Annotated in this window: 14 protein-coding genes; 12 read left to right on the top strand and 2 right to left on the bottom strand. The window is 67.9% G+C overall.

All coding sequences use genetic code 11. The annotated features are described in order from the left end of the window. Nucleotides 1–32: 32 nt before the first annotated feature. The 12 genes from thrS (at nt 33) to ACFJGU_RS19125 (ending at nt 12,898) form a co-directional block, all read left to right on the top strand. Complete coding sequence (gene thrS, locus ACFJGU_RS19180; RefSeq protein ID WP_382310447.1) at nt 33–1,964, top strand: threonine--tRNA ligase; 1,932 nt, start codon at nt 33–35, stop codon at nt 1,962–1,964. Beyond that, the gene (locus ACFJGU_RS19175; RefSeq protein ID WP_382305715.1) at nt 1,964–2,560 is read left to right on the top strand and encodes an HIT family protein; all 597 of its coding nucleotides are present in this window, start codon (nt 1,964–1,966) and stop codon (nt 2,558–2,560) included. The genes thrS and ACFJGU_RS19175 overlap by 1 nt, the downstream gene beginning before the upstream one ends. A gap of 89 nt (nt 2,561–2,649) precedes the next feature. Further along, entirely contained in the window at nt 2,650–3,549 is a 900-nt protein-coding gene (gene pdxS, locus ACFJGU_RS19170) for a pyridoxal 5'-phosphate synthase lyase subunit PdxS (RefSeq protein ID WP_092554620.1), read from the top strand. 7 nt (nt 3,550–3,556) lie between these two features. Further along, nucleotides 3,557–4,159 carry a pyridoxal 5'-phosphate synthase glutaminase subunit PdxT gene (gene pdxT, locus ACFJGU_RS19165; protein ID WP_382305713.1) on the top strand — a complete coding sequence of 201 codons (603 nt, stop codon included), beginning with the start codon at nt 3,557–3,559 and terminating at the stop codon, nt 4,157–4,159. Nucleotides 4,160–4,205: 46 nt separating this feature from the next. Next, a complete protein-coding gene (locus tag ACFJGU_RS19160; protein WP_382305712.1) occupies nt 4,206–4,967 on the top strand; it encodes a YebC/PmpR family DNA-binding transcriptional regulator in 762 nt (253 codons plus the stop codon). 63 nt (nt 4,968–5,030) lie between these two features. Further along, nucleotides 5,031–5,669 carry a crossover junction endodeoxyribonuclease RuvC gene (gene ruvC, locus ACFJGU_RS19155; protein ID WP_382305710.1) on the top strand — a complete coding sequence of 213 codons (639 nt, stop codon included), beginning with the start codon at nt 5,031–5,033 and terminating at the stop codon, nt 5,667–5,669. Beyond that, on the top strand, nt 5,666–6,295 hold the full coding sequence (ruvA, locus tag ACFJGU_RS19150; protein ID WP_382305708.1) for a Holliday junction branch migration protein RuvA: 630 nt from the start codon (nt 5,666–5,668) through the stop codon (nt 6,293–6,295). The genes ruvC and ruvA overlap by 4 nt, the downstream gene beginning before the upstream one ends. Beyond that, nucleotides 6,292–7,326, top strand: a complete 1,035-nt coding sequence (gene ruvB, locus ACFJGU_RS19145; RefSeq protein WP_382305706.1) for a Holliday junction branch migration DNA helicase RuvB — start codon at nt 6,292–6,294, stop codon at nt 7,324–7,326. The genes ruvA and ruvB overlap by 4 nt, the downstream gene beginning before the upstream one ends. 77 nt (nt 7,327–7,403) lie before the next feature. Then, on the top strand, nt 7,404–7,814 hold the full coding sequence (yajC, locus tag ACFJGU_RS19140) for a preprotein translocase subunit YajC (protein WP_382305704.1): 411 nt from the start codon (nt 7,404–7,406) through the stop codon (nt 7,812–7,814). A 70-nt stretch (nt 7,815–7,884) separates the two neighbouring features. After that, on the top strand, nt 7,885–9,594 hold the full coding sequence (gene secD / locus ACFJGU_RS19135) for a protein translocase subunit SecD (RefSeq protein ID WP_382305703.1): 1,710 nt from the start codon (nt 7,885–7,887) through the stop codon (nt 9,592–9,594). Beyond that, nucleotides 9,594–10,586 carry a protein translocase subunit SecF gene (secF, locus tag ACFJGU_RS19130; protein ID WP_092552768.1) on the top strand — a complete coding sequence of 331 codons (993 nt, stop codon included), beginning with the start codon at nt 9,594–9,596 and terminating at the stop codon, nt 10,584–10,586. The genes secD and secF overlap by 1 nt, the downstream gene beginning before the upstream one ends. A gap of 56 nt (nt 10,587–10,642) precedes the next feature. After that, a complete protein-coding gene (locus tag ACFJGU_RS19125) occupies nt 10,643–12,898 on the top strand; it encodes a RelA/SpoT family protein (RefSeq protein ID WP_382305701.1) in 2,256 nt (751 codons plus the stop codon). Between the two features lie 14 nt (nt 12,899–12,912). Here ACFJGU_RS19125 and ACFJGU_RS19120 read toward each other — a convergent pair whose 3' ends face one another. Both ACFJGU_RS19120 and ACFJGU_RS19115 read right to left on the bottom strand, forming a co-directional pair. After that, complete coding sequence (locus ACFJGU_RS19120) at nt 12,913–13,491, bottom strand: hypothetical protein (RefSeq protein WP_382305699.1); 579 nt, start codon at nt 13,489–13,491, stop codon at nt 12,913–12,915. Between the two features lie 101 nt (nt 13,492–13,592). Beyond that, nucleotides 13,593–14,822, bottom strand: coding sequence for a DUF349 domain-containing protein (locus ACFJGU_RS19115; RefSeq protein ID WP_382305697.1), 1,230 nt, complete (start codon nt 14,820–14,822; stop codon nt 13,593–13,595). Nucleotides 14,823–14,824: the final 2 nt, after the last annotated feature.

Genomic DNA, 14,824 nt, shown 5'->3' with positions numbered 1-14,824 from the left:
TTGATCTCTTCACTGACCGGGCCGTCGTGGCCATGCGCGTCAACGGTGAACTGAGAGACCTGGCCACCACGGTGACGGATGCCGACACCGTCGAGCCCGTGACCATCGACAGCCCCGACGGGCTGGCCATCCTCCGCCACTCGGCCGCGCACGTCGCCGCCCAGGCCGTGCAGCAGATCAACCCCGACGCGAAGCTCGGCATCGGCCCGCCCATCACCGACGGCTTCTACTACGACTTCGACGTGGCCGAGCCCTTCACCCCCGATGACCTCAAGGCCATCGAGAAGGGCATGGAACGCATCATCCGTCAGGGCCAGCGCTTCGTGCGCCGGGTCGTGACCGAGGAGGAGGCCCGCGCCGAGCTCGCGAACGAGCCGTACAAGCTCGAGCTGATCGGGCTGAAGGGTTCGACGGGCGACGACGAGCTGAACGCCGACGACGAGTCGGTGGAGGTCGGCGGTGCCGAGCTCACCATCTACGACAACGTCGACCCGAAGACCGGCGAGACCGTCTGGAAAGACCTCTGCCGCGGACCGCACCTGCCGAGCACGCGCATGATCGGCAACGGATTCGCGCTCACCCGCCTCGCCGCGGCGTACTGGCGCGGCTCGGAGAAGAACAAGCAGCTGCAGCGTCTTTACGGCACCGCCTGGCCCACCAAGGACGAGCTGCGGGCCTACCAGACCCGCATCGAGGAGGCCGCCAAGCGCGACCACCGCAAGCTCGGCAACGAGCTCGACCTGTTCTCCTTCCCCGACGAGATCGGATCGGGACTCGCGGTGTTCCACCCGCGCGGTGGCATCATCCGGGCCGAGATCGAGAACTACCTGCGCAGCCAGCTGATCTCGCACGAGTACGAGCTCGTGAACACCCCGCACATCACGAAGAAGCACCTCTTCGAGACCAGCCAGCACCTCACCTGGTACAAGGACGGGATGTTCCCGCCCATGCACCTCGACGAGGAGACGGATGCCGAGGGCAACATCACCCGGCAGGGCCAGGATTACTACCTGAAGCCGATGAACTGCCCGATGCACAACCTCATCTTCCGTGCCCGCGGCCGCAGCTACCGCGAACTGCCGCTGCGCCTGGCGGAGTTCGGCACGGTCTACCGCTACGAGAAGAGCGGCACCCTCTCCGGTCTCACCCGGGTGCGCGGCCTCACGCAGGACGACGCGCACATCTACGTCACCCCCGACCAGGTGAAGGACGAACTGGCGCGCCAGCTCGACTTCGTGCTCGAGACACTGCGCGGGTACGGCCTCGACGACTTCTACCTCGAACTCTCCACGAAGGACCCCGAGAAGTTCGTCGGCGACGACGCGCTGTGGGATGACGCGACCGAGACCCTGCGCCAGGTCGCCGTCGATTCGGGCCTCGAGCTCGTGCCCGACCCCGGGGGAGCGGCGTTCTACGGCCCGAAGATCTCGGTGCAGGCCCGCGACGCGATCGGCCGCACCTGGCAGCTCTCCACGGTGCAGCTCGACTTCAACCAGCCCGAGCTGTTCGAGCTCGAGTACACCGCACCCGACGGTTCGCGGCAGCAGCCGGTGATGATCCACCGCGCCCTGCTCGGCTCCATCGAGCGGTTCTTCGCCATCCTGCTGGAGCACTACGCCGGCGCCTTCCCGGTCTGGCTCGCCCCGGTGCAGGTCGTGGGCATCCCGATCTCGGACGAGCACGCGGACTACCTCGCCGAGGTAGTGCGGCGCCTCAAGAAGCGCGGCATCCGCGCCCAGCTCGACGACTCGGCCGACCGGATGCAGAAGAAGATCCGCACCCACACCAAGGACAAGGTGCCGATCCTGCTCATCGCGGGTGCCGACGACACCGCCGCGGGTTCGGTGAGCTTCCGCTTCCGCGACGGCTCGCAGGAGAACGGGGTGCCTGTCGACGATGCGATCGACCGGATCGTGGCGAGCGTCGAGAAGCACCTGCAGGTGACCACCGCGGGCCAGCTCTGATGAGCACCGGCGAGGGGCGCGACGCCCCGGGCGCGAACTACGGGCCGCACGAGTTCGACGACGTCGCGGTCGAGTCCTCTTCCGACTTCGCTGCGGTTCCGGATGCGTTCCAACGGCTCTGGACGCCGCACCGGATGGTCTACATCCAGGGCGGAGAGCAGCCGCACATCGACGAATGCCCCTTCGACCGGGCGCCGACGCTGAGCGACGAGGAGGGGCTCATCGTGGCCCGCGGCGAGCACGCCTACGTGCTGCTGAACCTCTTCCCCTACAACTCCGGCCATCTGCTGGTGTGCCCGTACCGCCACGTGGCGACGTACGACCTGGCCACGCCCGAGGAGGTGGCCGAGATCGGCAGCCTCACGCAGACCGCCATGCGCGTGCTCACGGCGGTCTCGCGCTGCGACGGCTTCAACATCGGCATGAACCAGGGCCGCATCGCGGGGGCCGGGGTCGCCGGGCACCTGCACCAGCACATCGTGCCGCGCTGGGCGCTCGACTCCAACTTCTTCCCGATCATCGCCGGAACCAAAGCGCTGCCGCAGTTGCTGGGCGACGTGCGCGCCGAGCTCCAGGCGGCTTGGCCGGTCGGCTGACCCAGCGGGGACAAGGCCAGAAAAGGCGTATTGGCGGCAGGGCCGCCGAGCGCCGCACGGTAGAATTCACCTGTTTCTGAGAGGACATGATGAGCGAGAGCACCACACACGAGTTCGGATCCAACCGCGTCAAGCGCGGGCTGGCGGAGATGCTGAAGGGCGGCGTCATCATGGACGTCGTGACGGCCGAGCAGGCCCGCATCGCCGAAGACGCGGGGGCGGTCGCCGTCATGGCCCTGGAGCGCGTTCCGGCCGACATCCGTTCGCAGGGTGGCGTGGCTCGGATGAGCGACCCCGACCTGATCGAGGCGATCATCGCCGAGGTCTCCATCCCCGTCATGGCGAAGGCCCGCATCGGCCACTTCGTCGAGGCCCAGGTGCTGCAGGCCCTCAACGTCGACTACATCGACGAGTCCGAGGTGCTGAGCCCGGCCGACTACGTGAACCACATCGACAAGTGGGACTTCACGGTCCCCTTCGTCTGCGGCGCCACCAACCTCGGTGAGGCGCTCCGCCGCATCAACGAGGGCGCGGCGATGATCCGCTCGAAGGGCGAGGCCGGCACCGGCGACGTCTCCGAGGCCACGAAGCACATCCGCAAGATCAAGAGCGAGATCGCGGCTCTGTCGTCGATGTCGAAGGACGAGCTGTACGTCGCCGCGAAGGAGCTGCAGGCTCCCTACGACCTCGTGGTCGAGGTGGCCGAGACCGGCAAGCTCCCCGTGGTGCTCTTCACCGCGGGCGGCGTGGCCACCCCGGCCGATGCCGCGATGATGATGCAGCTCGGCGCCGACGGCGTGTTCGTGGGTTCGGGCATCTTCAAGTCGGGCAACCCCGAGAAGCGCGCCGCCGCGGTCGTGAAGGCCACCACCTTCTACGACGACCCGAGCGTCATCGCGGAGGTCTCGCGCGGTCTCGGTGAGGCGATGGTGGGCATCAACGTCGCCGACGTTCCCGCGCCGCACCGCCTCGCCGAGCGTGGCTGGTAAGGCCTCTTTGCCCCGGAATCCCGTCGGAGTGCTCGCCCTGCAGGGCGACTTCCGTGAGCACGTCGGCGTTCTGACCAGCCTCGGTGCCGACGTGATCACGGTGCGCCGGCCCGAGGAGATCGCCGCGATCTCCGGTCTCGTCATCCCCGGCGGCGAATCCAGCGTCATGGACAAGCTCTCCCGCACCTTCGGTGTCGCGGAGGCGGTGAAGGAGCGGATCGCCGACGGCCTGCCGGTGTACGGCACCTGCGCCGGACTGATCATGCTCGCCGATCGGATCGTCGACGGCATCCGTGGGCAGGAGAGCTTCGGCGGGCTCGACGTCGCGGTGCGCCGCAATGCCTTCGGCGCGCAGACCGAGTCGTTCGAAGCCGACCTCGACGTGCCCGTGCTGGGGGAGCCGCCGATGCACGCGGTCTTCATCCGCGCTCCCGTGGTCGCCGAACTCGGTGAGAAGGCGACTGCCCTGGCGACGCTGGAGGACGGCACGGTCGTGGCGGTCGAGCAGGGCGCCCTCATGGGCACCTCGTTCCACCCGGAGATGACCGCCGACTACCGCTTCCACCAGTACTTCCTCGACAAGGTCGCCGCGCGGTCCTCCAGCCTCTGACGCCGGGCTCGCGTAGACTTGTCTCCGATTCCTGAAGGAGATTTTCGTGTCCGGACACTCTAAATGGGCCACGACCAAGCACAAGAAGGCGATCATCGACTCGCGCCGTGCCAAGTCGTTCGCCAAGCTGATCAAGAACATCGAGGTCGCCGCCAAGATGGGCGGCGCCGACCTGGCGGGCAACCCCACCCTGGTCGACGCGGTGCAGAAGGCGAAGAAGACCTCTGTTCCCAACGACAACATCGACCGCGCCATCAAGCGCGGCGCCGGCCTCACCGGTGAGTCGATCGACTACCAGACGATCATGTACGAGGCCTACGGCCCGAACGGCATCGCCTTGCTGGTGGAGTGTCTGACCGACAACAAGAACCGCGCCGCCGCCGACGTGCGCACGCTGATGACCCGCAACGGCGGCACGATGGCCGATCCCGGCAGCGTCGCCTACAACTTCGCCCGCAAGGGCGTCATCACGGTGGGCCACGCCGACGGTCTGACCGAAGACGACGTGCTGCTCGCGGTGCTCGACGCCGGCGCCGAGGAGGTCACCGACCGGGCCGAGTCGTTCGAGGTGCTCACCGATCCGTCGCACATGGTGGCCGCCCGCACGGCGCTCCAGGAGGCCGGCATCGACTACGACTCGGCCGACGTCGAGTTCGTCGCCAGCCTGCAGGTCGAGGCCGACGCCGAGACGGCGCGCAAGGTGTTCCGCCTGATCGACGCGCTCGAGGAGTCCGACGACGTGCAGAACGTGTACACGAACATCGACATCACGCCCGAGGTCCAGGCCGAGCTCGAAGAAGAAGACTGATCGTGCGGCCGGGTCGTGTGCCCGGCTGCCGACTTTTCCGGAACGACGAGGGGCGGTGAACGGATGCGCGTGAAGCCGCTGCGGGTGTTGGGCATCGATCCCGGCCTCACCCGATGCGGGGTGGGCATCGTCGACGTGGCGACCACCCGCACGCCGACCCTCGTGCACGTTTCCGTCATCACGACGGCCGCGGACCTCCCGCTCGAGGAGCGGCTGATGATCATCGCCGCCGGTATCGAGGCACTGCTCGACGAGCACCGGCCCGACAGCGTGGCCGTGGAGCGCGTGTTCGCGCAACACAACGTGCGCACCGTGATGGGAACGGCGCAGGTCAGCGGCATCGCCTTGCTCGCCGCGGCCCGCCGCTCCCTGGCGGTCGGCCTGCACACGCCCACCGAGGTCAAGGCCGCGATCACCGGCTACGGTCAGGCCGACAAGAAGCAGGTCGGAGCCATGGTGGCGAAAGTGCTGCGCCTGGAGAGCGTGCCGCGCCCAGCGGATGCCGCCGACGCGCTCGCTCTGGCGATCTGCCATGCCTGGCGCACGCCGCTCGGCAGCGCGGTCACGGGCGCGACCAGCGGGTCGACCAGGCCCCTCGCATCCGTCGACACCTCTTCTGCGCTCACCCCGGCACAGCTGGCGTGGCGCGCCGCCGAGCAAGGCACGGCCCGCCGCCCGGCGGCACATAGGCTGGGCAGATGATCTCTGCGTTACGCGGCTCCGTCCTCTCCGTCGCCGGCGGGAACGCCGTGATCGACGTGGGGGGAGTGGGTTTCTCGGTGGCGGTCACGCCCCGGCACGCGCTCACCATGCGGGTCGGCGCGGAGACCACGGTGCTGACCACGCTCATCGTGCGGGAGGACAGCCTCTCCCTCTTCGGGTTCCCGGATCAGGATTCGCTCGACATCTTCTCTCTGCTGGTCGGCGTGACCGGTGTCGGCCCGAAATCCGCCCTCGGAGTGCTGGCCGAGATGACCCCCGGCGAGGTCGCCCTCGCCGTGGCGCGGGAGGACGACGCGGCCTTCCGGAAGGTGACCGGGATCGGTCCGAAGACGGCCAAGCTCATCGTGGTGTCCATGGCCGGCAAGATCGCCGCACGGCCTCAGGATTCCGGGGCGACGGCCGGCAAGGCGAGCCCCTCACGTGTCGTCCGCGACAACGTCGAACGCGCCCTGGTGGGACTCGGCTGGCCCGAGCGCAACGCCGCAGCGGCCGTCGACGACGCCCTCGAGTCGGCATCCGCCGCCGACGCCGCCAACGTGCAATCGCTGCTGCGGCTCGCCCTCGCCGTGCTCGGCCCCGCGCAGAACACCGGAGGCTCACGATGACCGCCTTCGACGGTGAAGACCTGGTGAATCCTGAGGTGGAGTCGGAGGCCGAGGTCGCGTTCGAAGGGGCGCTGCGGCCGAAGTCGCTCGCCGAGTTCGTGGGCCAGCGGAAGGTGCGCGGTCAGTTGCAGCTGCTGCTCGACGCGGCCGCCATCCAGTCGCGCACGCCCGACCACATCCTGCTCGCCGGTCCTCCTGGGCTCGGCAAGACCACGCTCGCCATGATCGTGGCGCACGAGAGCAACCGTCCGCTGCGGCTCACCAGCGGCCCGGCCATCCAGCACGCGGGCGACCTGGCCGCCGTGCTCTCCTCGCTCGTGCCGGGTGAGGTGCTCTTCATCGACGAGATCCACCGGATGGCGCGCTCGGCCGAGGAGATGCTGTACCTCGCGATGGAGGACTTCCGCATCGACATCATGGTCGGCAAGGGCGCCGGCGCCACGAGCATCCCGCTCGACCTCGCGCCGTTCACCCTGGTGGGCGCCACGACCCGCTCCGGTCTGCTGCCGAATCCCCTCCGCGATCGCTTCGGTTTCACCGCGCACCTGGAGTTCTACGAGACCGAGGAACTGGTCCAGGTGATCCACCGGGCCGCGGAGCTTCTCGGCGTGGAGATCGACCGGGAGTCGCTTCGGGAGATCGCGTCGCGTTCCCGCGGCACCCCGCGCATCGCGAACCGCCTGCTCCGCCGCGTGCGCGACTACGCGCTGGTCGACGGGAGAGGCGCCTCCCTCGAGGCCGTGCGCGCCGCCCTGGAGCTCTACGACGTCGACGAACTCGGGCTGGACCGGCTCGACCGGGCGGTGATGTCGATCATCCTGGAGCGCTTCGACGGCGGACCTGTGGGGCTCAACACCCTCGCGGTGTCGGTGGGCGAGGAGTCCGAGACGATCGAGGCCGTGGTGGAGCCGTTCCTGGTGCGGATCGGGCTGCTCTCCCGGACGCCGCGAGGCCGCATCGCCACCAAGGCGGGCTGGGCCCACTTCGGAATCCCTCGCAATGCGGACGCCCTCTTCGGGGATGACCTATAATTCAAGCTGGTCTTCAGCACTCGTCTATATGATGAGGCCTGCTAACACCCTCACCCCACTTGGAAGGCGCCTTTTTCATGGCCATCGATCCGTTAACAATCATCATGCTGGTCGTTCTGGCCGTGCTGGTGTTCTTCATGTTCCGCAACAGCCGCAAGCGCAAGGCGCAGGCTGAGGAACTGCAGAGCAAGGTGGCGGTGGGTGCCGAGATCATGACGAACTTCGGTCTCTACGGAACGATCCTCGAGATGGACGACGAGGAGAACCAGGTGCTGGTCGAGTCGACTCCCGGCACCGTCCTCCGCGTGCACCGCCAGACCGTGACCCGCGTGGTCACCCCGTCGCCGCTCGCTCCCGTCGAGGAGTCGATCGATCACGACGACGACGCAGCGCCCGCCTACGGCGAGCGGATCGACGAGACCACCGCGGATGCCCCGGCCGCCAACGAGTCCGCCGTCTCGAAGACCGAGAAGAAGGACGACGAGTAACCTCTCGTCTCCTTTCCTGATCTACGCTCTCCGCGATGGCGCATGGGCGGCACAGAAAGCTGAGTAACTGGTGGCACAAACTACCCCGGTCAAGATGGCGGCTCGAACCCTCATCTGGCTTCTCGTCATCTTCGGAGTGCTCACAGCGACGCTGGCGGGCGGCGTGCTCTGGGGAGGCGCATCCTGGACGCCGAAGCTCGGTCTCGATCTCGAGGGCGGTACCCAGGTCATCCTGGCGCCGAAGCTCGAAAGCGGAGCCGAGGTCACGACGGAACAGCTCGACCAGGCGGTCGCCATCATCCGTCAGCGGGTCGACGCCAGCGGTGTCTCCGAGGCCGAGATCAGCACCCAGGGCGCGAACAACATCGTCGTCGCCATCCCGGGAACGCCCGACAAGGAGACGCTGAACCGCATCCAGTCCTCGGCGAAGCTCGAGTTCCGGCCGGTGCTCCTCGCCGACGTCGCCTCGACCACGGCGACCTCGAGCCCCGGCGCGACGCCGACGCCCGATCCGAACCTCTCCACCACTCCCACGGCCAGTCCCACCAACGCCAGCGACCTCGCCTGGGTGACACCGGCGTTGCAGAGCGAGTTCGACAACTTCGACTGCAGCACGGCCGGCACGTCGCCCGAGCCGGCACCGGCCGATCAGCCTCTGGTGACCTGTGACTCCAACGGGGTGAAGTACGCGCTCGGCCCGGTCGAGATCGAGGGCGCCGACATCGCCGATGCCTCCAGCGGTGTCGCCACCACGCAGAACGGATCGTCGACGGGCCAGTGGGTCGTGGACCTCAGCTTCAACGACAAGGGCACCAAGGAGTTCGCCGACGTCACCACCCGGCTCTTCGGCCTCACCGGTGTGCAGAACCAGTTCGCCATCGTGCTCGACGGCAAGGTCATCACGGCGCCGACCACCGGCGGCGCGTTCACCGACGGCCGTGCGCAGATCTCCGGCTCGTTCACCCAGGAGTCGGCGAAGACCCTGGCCGACCAGCTGAAGTTCGGTGCTCTGCCCATCGGCTTCACGGTGCAGAGCTCCGACACCATCTCGGCGACGCTCGGTTCGACCCAGCTGATGAGCGGACTGATCGCCGGAATCATCGGCCTCCTGCTCGTCGTCGTCTACTCGCTCATCCAATACCGCGCTCTCGGCCTCGTGACCGTCGCGTCGCTCATCATCGCCGGCCTCATGACCTATCTGGTCATCGCGCTGATGTCGTGGCGCATCGACTTCCGTCTGTCATTGGCAGGTGTAGCGGGTCTGATCGTCGCGATCGGATTCACGGCCGACTCGTTCATCGTCTATTTCGAACGAATACGTGACGAACTGCGCGACGGCCGCACCCTCGGGGGCGCCGTCGAGGCAGGTTGGAAGCGCGCGAAGCGCACGATCTACGCGGCCAAGGCCGTGAACCTGCTGTCCGCGATCGTGCTCTACGTCCTGGCCGTCGGAAACGTGAAGGGCTTCGCCCTCACGCTGGGTGTCACCACCATCATCGACGTGATCGTCGTGATCATGTTCACGCATCCGATCCTCCGGCTCCTGGCCGCGACCCGCTTCTTCCAGAGCGGACGGCCGATCACCGGTCTCGACCCGACGGCGCTCGGCGCGATCTACCGCGGGCGCGCGGAGTTCCGCAAGCCGGTCGACGTCTCCGCTCCGAAGCGCACGGGCAGCAACCGCGAGGCAGTCCGCCGGCAGACGATCGCCGAGCGGAAAGCGGCGCAATTGACGATGGAACGACCCGGCGATACGTCCGACGATCGGAAGGACGACTGATGCCCAGCTTCGCCAAGTTCGGCAACGACCTCTACACCGGCGAGCGGTCGTTCGACTTCATCAAGCAGCGCAAGATCTGGTACGCGATAGCCATCGTGCTGATGATCGCGTCGATCCTCATCCCGGTCATCCGCGGCGGCTTCAACTTCGGTATCGAGTTCCGCGGTGGTTCGCAGTTCGTGATCAGCGGCGTCACCGAGGTCGACCAGCCCAAGGCGCAGGCGGCCGTCGACAGTGTCGAGCCGAACGCGGTCCCGCGCGTCTCCGCGCTGGGACAAGACGGCATCCGCGTTCAGACCGACCAGCTGACCGACGAGCAGAGCGACGAGGTGCGTCAGGCCCTGGCCGACGCCTACGGCGTTCCGGTCGATGAGATCGCGGCGTCGTTCATCGGCGCCTCCTGGGGTGCGGATGTCACGTCACAGGCCGTCAAGGGCCTCGTCGTGTTCCTCGTGCTCGCCGCGATCGTGATGGCCCTCTACTTCCGAACGTGGAAGATGTCGGCCGCCGCCATGATCGCCCTGCTGCACGACCTCATCATCACGGCCGGCGTCTACGCGGCGACGGGCTTCGAGATCACCCCTGCCGCCGTCATCGGATTCCTGACGATCCTCGGCTACTCGCTCTACGACACCGTCGTGGTGTTCGACAAGATCCGGGAGAACACGGCGAAGCTGACCGACGGATCGAGGTACACCTTCTCCGAGTCGGTGAACCTCGCGGTGAACCAGACCCTGGTGCGATCGATCAACACGGCCGTGGTCGCCGCGTTGCCGGTGGCGTCGATCCTCTTCATCGGTGCCTTCATCCTCGGTGCCGACACCCTGCGCGACATCTCGCTCGCGCTGTTGGTGGGTATCGTCGTGGGAACGTATTCGACGATCTTCATCGCGGCACCGCTCTACGTCGATCTTCGCCGGCACGAAGCGCGGTTCACCAAGCACGATGCGCGGGTTCTGGCCGTTCGGGAGAAGTCCGAGGTCAACGCCTGAAGCGAACGGTCGTCATCGCCCGCGATGGCGGGGGATAATCGTGGTGGAGGCCTGACATGACGGAAACCAGCGCGACGTCGACCGCTACGCTGCGCCGATTGGTGCCGCGCCTGTTCTCGCGCGCTCAGCCGGCCGGTGCCGTCGACACGCTCCTCCGCACGGTGCGGGCCAATCACCCGAAGGCCGACCTCACGATCGTCGAGCGGGCCTACGCCGCCGCCGAGAAGGCGCATGACGGGCAGAAGCGCCGCAGCGGCGAGCCGTACATCACACACCCGGTCGCGGTGGCGCAGATCCTGGCCGAGCTCGGTCTCGGATCGAAAGCCGTGGCGGCCGCGCTCCTGCACGACACGGTGGAGGACACCGACTACTCGCTCGACATGGTGCGCCACGACTTCGGCGACGAGGTGGCGATGCTCGTCGACGGCGTCACCAAGCTCGACAAGGTGAAGTACGGCGACAGCGCTCAGGCCGAGACCGTTCGCAAGATGATCGTGGCGATGTCGCGCGACATCCGCGTGCTCATCATCAAGCTCTGCGACCGCCTCCACAACGCTCGCACCTGGGGCTTCGTGCCCACGGAGTCGGCGCAGCGCAAGGCCAAGGAGACCCTCGAGATCTACACGCCGCTCGCGCACCGGCTGGGCATCCAGTCGATCAAGTGGGAACTCGAAGACCTGTCCTTCGCGGTGCTGTACCCGAAGCTCTACGTCGAGATCGAGAACCTGGTGCGCCAGCGCACGCCGCAGCGCGAGGAGTACGTGCAGCAGGTCATCGACGCGGTGAGCGAAGACCTCAAGGTCGGCAAGATCCGCGGCAAGGTGGCGGGGCGGCCGAAGCAGTACTACTCGATCTACCAGAAGATGATCGTGCGCGGGCGCGAGTTCGACGAGATCTACGACCTGGTGGGCATCCGCGTGCTGGTGAACACGGTGCGGGACTGCTACGCCGTGCTCGGTTCGATCCACGCGCGCTGGAACCCGATCCCGGGGCGGTTCAAGGACTACATCGCCACGCCCAAGTTCAACCTCTACCAGTCGCTGCACACCACGGTGATCGGCCCCGGCGGGCGACCGGTGGAGATCCAGATCCGCACGCACGAGATGCACCAGCGCGCCGAGTACGGCGTGGCGGCGCACTGGAAGTACAAGGAGCGGATGAACGGGGGCAAGGCCGCGACCTCGAACGCCTCGTCGTCCGACACCGACATGGCGTGGCTGGCCCGGATCTCCGACTGGCAGGCCGAGACCGTCGACCCGGGGGAGTTCCTCGACTCGCTGCGCTTCGAGATCGGCGCCAAAGAGGTCTACGTCTTCACCCCCAAGGGCAAGGTGGTCGGCCTTCCGGCCGGCGCGACCCCTGTCGACTTCGCGTATGCCGTGCACACCGAGGTCGGGCACCGCACGATGGGTGCGAAGGTGAACGGGCGGCTCGTGCCGCTCGACTCGACGCTCGGCTCGGGCGACGTGGTGGAGGTCTTCACCTCCAAGAACCCCGACTCCGGCCCCTCGCAGGACTGGCTCAGCTTCGTGCAGAGCCCGCGCGCGCGCAACAAGATCCGCCAGTGGTTCACCAAGGAGCGCCGCGACGAGGCGATCGAGCAGGGCCGCGACGCGATCGCCCGCGCTATGCGCAAGCAGAACCTGCCGCTGCAGAAACTGATGAGCCAGGACTCCATCGCCGATGTCGCCTCGCAGCTGCACTACGACAACGTCTCGGGGCTCTACGCGGCCATCGGTGAGGGGCACATCTCCACCCAGTCGGTGATCGAGAAGGTCATCGCCTCCTTGCAGACCGAGGTCGAGAGCGAGGATTCGGACCTCGACGTCTTCGTGGGCAACCGGCCTCGCGTCACCCACAGCGACTCCGGGGTGCTCGTGCGCGGCGCGCCCGACATCCTGGTGAAGCTCGCGAAGTGCTGCACGCCCGTGCCGGGCGACGACATCGTGGGCTTCGTGACCCGCGGTTCGGGCGTCTCGGTGCACCAGGCGGACTGCCACAACGTCGCCGCCCTGCTCAACGAGCCGGAGCGCATGATCGAGGTCGAGTGGGCGCCGTCGTCGAAGAGCGTCTTCCTGGTGCAGATCCAGGTCGAAGCCCTCGACCGCTCGGGGCTGCTGTCGGATGTCACGCGCGTGCTCTCGGAGCACCACGTCAACATCCTCTCCGCGTCGGTCAACACCTCGAGCGATCGCCTCGCGATCAGCCGTTTCGTGTTCGAGATGGGTGACACGACGCACCTCGACCGCGTGCTCAACGCTGTCCGTCGGATCGACGCCGTCTACGACGTCTACCGCGTCTCGGGCGGCTAGTCCGCGGGTCGCCCTCACCGCCCGCCGAGTGGCGGAGCGCGCAGCAACTCGTCGACCTCCTCGAGCCGCCGGAGTGCCCGCTGTTTGTGCGGCAGATGAGGCACCCGGCGCAACTCGGTGCGGCACCGCGCGGTCGACGCACCGGCCGCGAGCAGCAAGGTCACCACACACAGCACCACGCCCGGGTCGAACGCGGGGTCGCAGCGCACGAGGTCGACCGCCGTGCGGAACGGATCGGTGACCCGCACCGGGCCCGCCGCCACGATCTCGTGGTCGTCGAGCACCACCTGCCGCACCTGCCGGTCGACCGACGGCACGTCGCGGATGCGGTGCGACGACCGGATGCACAGTTGCAGCGGCCGCGGGAACCGTGGCGTGGCGCCGAGGACCCAGGCCGCCGACATCCGCTCGACCACCAGCCGGTCGGGCACCAGCGGGGCTAGCGCAGTGCCCCGCAAGGCCGCCGAGGGATGCACGTCGACCGAGCAGTAGGCGCCGCCGAGATCGCGCAACTCGCCGTCGAGGCGGGCGGCGCTCAGCTCGGCCGGTGGCAGCTGGGTGTGGTCGAGAACGAGGGGGAGCGCGGGAGCCATACCTCGATGATGCGCGTCACGCGATGAGCGTGGGGGAGCGCGTCACGATCTGTGGACAACCTGGCCGAGCGCTCCTTCGGTGGAGAAGCGCTCGAGCTGGATCAACCCAGGGCGTCGAGCCACACCTTGCGGGCGTCGAGCGCCTCCTGCAGCTCGGCGACCTTCTTGGTGTCGCCGGCGGCCTTCGCGTCGTCGATCTCGCGCTGCAGCTTCTCGATCGCACCGGTGAGCTGCGAGGCGAGACCCTCCGAGCGGGCCTTCTTCTCGGGGTTGTTGCGGCTCCAGTAGTCCTCGTCGAGCTTGCGCACGGCCGCTTCGACCTTGCGCAGACGCTCTTCGACGGTCTTGACCTGGTCGCGCGGCACCTTGCCGATGGCGTCCCAGCGCTGCTGGATCGAGATCAGCGCTTCGCGGGCGCGCGTGCGGTCGGTCTCCTTCAGCAGCGGCTCCGCCTCGTCGAGCAGGGCGAGCTTCTGGGTGAGGTTCTCGCCGAACTCCTGCTCGTCGCGGGCAACCACCTCGCTGCGCGCCGAGTAGAGCACGTCGCCGGCCGCCTTGAACTTGTCCCAGAGCGCGTCGTCGTACTTCTTGCCCGCACGACCGGTGGCCTTCCACTCGGCGAGCAGGTCGCGGTAGGCGGTGATGCCGTCGACGCCGCGCGGAGCGAGGGCCTCGGCCTGGTCGACCAGTTCCTGCTTGCGGTTGCGGGCATCCCGGTGCACCTGATCGAGCTCGGCGAAGAACGACTTGCGCTGCGTCTCGAGCGAAGTGCGTGCCTCGCGGAAGCGCTTCCACAGCTCCTGGGCCTCGTTGCGGGGAAGGCGCGGACCCTCGTGCTGGTGCTTCTGCCAGCGCGCGAACAGCTCGTCGATCTTGGCGGTGACGTTCTTCCACTGCGCCTTGGCCGGATCCTGCGCCGCGAGCGTCTCGATCTCCACGACGATCTCGGTGCGGTCGAGCACGGCCTGGGCCACCTCGGCCTGCGCCTCGGCGGACTGCTTCTCGGTGATCTCGCTCACGGTGGACGCCAGGGCCTCGAGACGCGTGTGCAGGGACGCGAGGTCGCCGACGGCGTTCGCGGTCTGCACGGAGGCGCTGAGCGCCTTGACGGCCTTGGCGATGTCGTTGGCCGGGGCCCCGCGCTTGGCGCGCTGCTCGAGCAGGGTCACCTGACCGGCGAGATCGGTGTACTTGCGCTCGAAGTAGGCGATCGCCTCTTCCTTCGATCCATCGGGATACTGGCCGACCAGTCGCTCACCGTCGGCTTCGAGGACGTAGACGGAGCCGTCGTCGTCCACACGCCCCCACGGGTGTTGATCACTAGCGGTCACGG

The organism is Herbiconiux sp. UC225_62 (assembly GCF_042694625.1).
Lineage (GTDB): Bacteria > Actinomycetota > Actinomycetes > Actinomycetales > Microbacteriaceae > Herbiconiux.
Note: the sequence above shows the minus strand (reverse complement) of the source record. Positions and strands in the feature narration are given on the sequence as shown.

Excerpts from the sequence above, each read along its gene's own strand:
- thrS (WP_382310447.1), top strand. The coding sequence starts at position 33 with ATGCGCGTCAACGGTGAACTGAGAGACCTGGCCACCACGGTGACGGAT.
- ACFJGU_RS19175 (WP_382305715.1), top strand. The coding sequence starts at position 1,964 with ATGAGCACCGGCGAGGGGCGCGACGCCCCGGGCGCGAACTACGGGCCG.
- pdxS (WP_092554620.1), top strand. The coding sequence starts at position 2,650 with ATGAGCGAGAGCACCACACACGAGTTCGGATCCAACCGCGTCAAGCGC.
- ruvC (WP_382305710.1), top strand. The coding sequence starts at position 5,031 with ATGCGCGTGAAGCCGCTGCGGGTGTTGGGCATCGATCCCGGCCTCACC.
- ruvA (WP_382305708.1), top strand. The coding sequence starts at position 5,666 with ATGATCTCTGCGTTACGCGGCTCCGTCCTCTCCGTCGCCGGCGGGAAC.
- ruvB (WP_382305706.1), top strand. The coding sequence starts at position 6,292 with ATGACCGCCTTCGACGGTGAAGACCTGGTGAATCCTGAGGTGGAGTCG.
- yajC (WP_382305704.1), top strand. The coding sequence starts at position 7,404 with ATGGCCATCGATCCGTTAACAATCATCATGCTGGTCGTTCTGGCCGTG.
- secF (WP_092552768.1), top strand. The coding sequence starts at position 9,594 with ATGCCCAGCTTCGCCAAGTTCGGCAACGACCTCTACACCGGCGAGCGG.
- ACFJGU_RS19125 (WP_382305701.1), top strand. The coding sequence starts at position 10,643 with ATGACGGAAACCAGCGCGACGTCGACCGCTACGCTGCGCCGATTGGTG.
- ACFJGU_RS19120 (WP_382305699.1), bottom strand. The coding sequence starts at position 13,491 with ATGGCTCCCGCGCTCCCCCTCGTTCTCGACCACACCCAGCTGCCACCG.